This window comes from Sphingorhabdus sp. (genome assembly GCF_044357595.1).
In the GTDB taxonomy this organism is placed as follows: domain Bacteria; phylum Pseudomonadota; class Alphaproteobacteria; order Sphingomonadales; family Sphingomonadaceae; genus Sphingorhabdus_B.
Genome location: NZ_JBIKPH010000186.1, coordinates 1 through 3,467, shown reverse-complemented (window position 1 = coordinate 3,467; position 3,467 = coordinate 1). Strand labels below are relative to the sequence as shown.

At 55.1% G+C, this 3,467-nt stretch carries 4 protein-coding genes and 1 pseudogene; 3 read left to right on the top strand and 2 right to left on the bottom strand.

The window, feature by feature from the left end:
- A partial coding sequence (locus ACIQ2T_RS12670; protein ID WP_397591119.1) for an aminopeptidase P family N-terminal domain-containing protein occupies positions 1-341 on the bottom strand: 341 nt, incomplete at its 3' end.
- Between the two features lie 126 nt (positions 342-467).
- Here ACIQ2T_RS12670 and ACIQ2T_RS12665 point away from each other — a divergent pair.
- Positions 468-2,552 (top strand): S9 family peptidase, encoded by a 2,085-nt coding sequence (locus ACIQ2T_RS12665; RefSeq protein ID WP_397591120.1) that lies wholly within the window; start codon positions 468-470, stop codon positions 2,550-2,552.
- Positions 2,549-2,941 (top strand): acyl-CoA thioesterase, encoded by a 393-nt coding sequence (locus ACIQ2T_RS12660; protein WP_397591118.1) that lies wholly within the window; start codon positions 2,549-2,551, stop codon positions 2,939-2,941. The genes ACIQ2T_RS12665 and ACIQ2T_RS12660 overlap by 4 nt, the downstream gene beginning before the upstream one ends.
- A 17-nt stretch (positions 2,942-2,958) precedes the next feature.
- Here the strand turns inward: ACIQ2T_RS12660 and ACIQ2T_RS12655 are convergent, their stop codons facing one another.
- Positions 2,959-3,123 (bottom strand): DUF1674 domain-containing protein, encoded by a 165-nt coding sequence (locus tag ACIQ2T_RS12655; RefSeq protein WP_306064025.1) that lies wholly within the window; start codon positions 3,121-3,123, stop codon positions 2,959-2,961.
- 138 nt (positions 3,124-3,261) lie between these two features.
- Here ACIQ2T_RS12655 and ACIQ2T_RS12650 point away from each other — a divergent pair.
- Positions 3,262-3,467, top strand: a pseudogene (locus tag ACIQ2T_RS12650) (SAM-dependent methyltransferase); the annotation flags it as partial.

The window sequence follows — 3,467 nt, the reverse complement described above, 5'->3', positions numbered from 1 at the left end:
ACCCACGCGTCATAGCCAATGCGCGCGCCTGTTGGGGCGTGGCCCTTCAACCAGTCAGCAATGCTCGTTTGCGGCACGCCCACATATTGCCAATGTTTGCCATCGACCTGCTCGCGTACTTGAAGCGTGTAGCGACCATCGGTGAAGATCGCGGCCTCTTCGGACAGTACGACCGCTGACCCCGCTGACCCGCCAAAGCCCGTGAGCCAACCAAGCCTTTGCGCATAATCGCCAACATATTCCGACATATGCTCGTCGCAGATAGGAACAACGAAGCCGTCCAGTTGTTCTTTCTTCAATTGTGCGCGCAGGGCGGTGAGGCGGGCTTCATAGGTAGACATATCGGACTTCCGTTCATATGGTTATACCATTCATATAAGCGAGGAAGTTGTCTCATGAAAGCACCGCTCCCACTGATTTTTGCAATCAGCGCATTATCCTCGCCCGCAATTGCCCAGAAAGAAGCCATGACCGAAGAAGCTACCGCGCAAATAAAGCCTCCAATCGCCACCAAGCGTCCGCATCAGGCAACCTATCATGGGGTGACCCTGACCGACGATTATTATTGGTTAAAGGATCAAAGTTATCCGACGATCGATGATGCCGAGATTTTGACGCATGTAAAAGCAGAGAACGCCTATTTCGAAGCGCAAATGGCGCCGCAGGCACAGCTTACGGAAACGATTTTTCAGGAAATGAAGGGCCGCGTCAAAGAAGACGACAGTTCGGTCCCGCAAAAGGACGGCGATTATATTTATTGGTCGAAATTCGAAGAAGGCGCGCAATATCGCAAGCATTATCGCAAGCCAGTCGCCGGTGGTGCGGATCAGCTCATCCTGGATGAGAACGAACTTGCGAAGGGCAAGGAATATTTCCGGCTTGGCGCTGCCGAAATCAGCCCCGATGGCAAAATACTGGCCTATGCCTATGATGATAATGGATCGGAACGGTTCGATTTGCATTTCCGCAATCTCGATACCGGTGCGAAATTGGGTGATATCATTCCCGGCACTCTGTCCAGCATCGTCTGGTCATCGGACAGCAAGGGGGTGGTCTATGGCCTCGCCAATGAAAATTGGCGTACGGATAATGCCTGGTATCATCGGCTTGGCGACGAGCTGACCAAGGCGAAATTGCTGTATCAGGAACAGGATATTGGTTTTGGCGTCGGCGTTGGCCTGACCGCGCAGGAGGATTGGATTGTCATTGGCACGGGCGACAATGTCACCAGCGAAGTGCGTTTGGTGCCCGCCAATGATCCGACCGCTACCCCCATCATGGTGTCCCCGCGTAAAACAGGGCGGCAATATAATGTCGATGTGCGCGACGGGACGCTGTTCATTCTGACCAACGATGACCATGTGAACTTCCGCGTTGCTACCGCCAGTATGCAGGCGCCGGGCGATTGGAAAACCCTGATTGCCGGTTCCGACCGTCACTATCTAACTGGCCTGTCTTTGTTCAAGAATTTCTATGTCACCGAAGGGCGCATAGATGGCCTCGACCAAGTTGAAATCCGTGATTATGCCGATGCAAGCAAGGTTCAGGCGATCAAATTTCCAGAGGCAAGTTATGACGCCGGCTTGGGCGACAACCCCGAATATGATGTGACGAAGCTGCGGCTTGGCTATGAATCGATGGTCACGCCGGACACGGTGTTTGATTACACCCTTGCCGACGGTCGTCTGGAAACGTTGAAGGTGCAGGAAATCCCCAGCGGATATGACCCAAGCCAATATGTCACCGAGCGCGTGATGATCACGGCGCGCGATGGTACGCAGGTGCCGGTGTCTATCCTCACCAAAAAAGGTTTCCAGAAGGACGGCAGCCAGCCCTTACATCTCTATGCTTATGGCGCATATGGCTATGCCACGCCGCCGGGTTTCAGCGCAAACCGGCTGTCCATGGTCGATCGCGGATTTGCCTATGCGATTGCGCATATCCGTGGCGGGGATGACTTGGGCTATCAATGGTATCTCGACGGCAAGCTGATGAAGCGGACCAACACGTTCAACGACTTTGTCGACGCGGCCACGGGGTTAATTAGCTTGGGGTATACCGGCAAAGGCAAGGTGACCGCGAGCGGCGGCAGCGCGGGTGGCGAATTGATGGGCGCCGTTGTCAATCAGGCGCCCGAGCTATTTGGCGCGGTGGTCAGCCATGTTGCCTTTGTCGATGTGCTTAATACTATGCTCGACAAGGATTTGCCGCTTACCCCGGGAGAATGGCCAGAATGGGGTAACCCGATCACGGACAAAGCCGCGTTCGACTATATCCGCAGCTACTCGCCTTATGACAATGTGGCGGCAAAGGCCTATCCGCCGATGCTGTGGACGGCTGGCTTAAACGACCCGCGCGTGACCTATTGGGAGCCAGCGAAGATGGTCGCAAAGCTGCGTGACATGAAGACCGATGACAATGTGCTTCTGCTCAAAACCAATATGGGTGCTGGCCATGGCGGCAAGTCGGGGCGTTTTGAACGCTTGCGCGAAAATGCCGAAGAGGCGGCGTTCCTCGTCTGGCAAATGGGGTTGGCCAAACCGAAAAAATGACGCCGTTTGACCAATCCTTCACCGCTCAACCAGACGATATTGATGCACTTGGCCACGTTAACAACGCTGTCTGGGTAAGGTGGATTCAGGATATGGCGACGTCGCATTGGCAGGCCGTTGCTGCGCCTGAACATATTGCGGCCTATTTCTGGGTCGTGACGCGGCACGAGATTGACTATCGCGGGAACATTGCCGCAGGCGAGAGCGTGACGGGGCGCACATGGATTGAGAGCCAACCCAAGGGTGCGCAGTTCGACCGGCGTGTTGATTTTGTTGACGGCAAGGGCAAGGTTATTGTGCGGGCAAATACGACGTGGGCAATGATTGATAAGGCAACGGGGCGCCTTGTCCGCGTCCGGCCAGAGGTTTCTGCACCGTTTTTGGCGTGAGTGGTTTAGCCCTTACCCTAGAAATCTATCGCAACGCCCTTTAATTCCCAGTCACCATAACGCACAGGATCTGGTCGTTCGGCATCGGGCTCGGGTTCTCGGCCGACTTCTTTCGGCTCGGGCACCGGAGGACTTTTGGAGAGATATTCCGGCGCTTTAACATGTGGTGGACGCGTGCCCATAGTTCGAATTTCCTTGAGCGAAATGGCTTGAATGGAATATCGGCTTTTACCTCGGCATTTGCAAGATGTGGCATCGCAAGTTGGACCGTGCAGAAGCGCTCTTCACTTGTTTCGCGCACACGCCTAGTGCGCTTGGGTATGACTGAAGAAATTTCCGGCTTGCCCACCCGCCGCGCTGCCCTGCGCCTGCTTGATACCGTGATGCGTATGGGCACCCCGATGGACCAAGCCACCGCTAACGCGACCAAGGGCCTCTCGCCGCCTGATCGTGCGCTGGCGATCGCGATTGCGCAGGAAACTTTGCGCTGGGCGGTTGATCTCGACATTTTGATCGACAGCAAGAC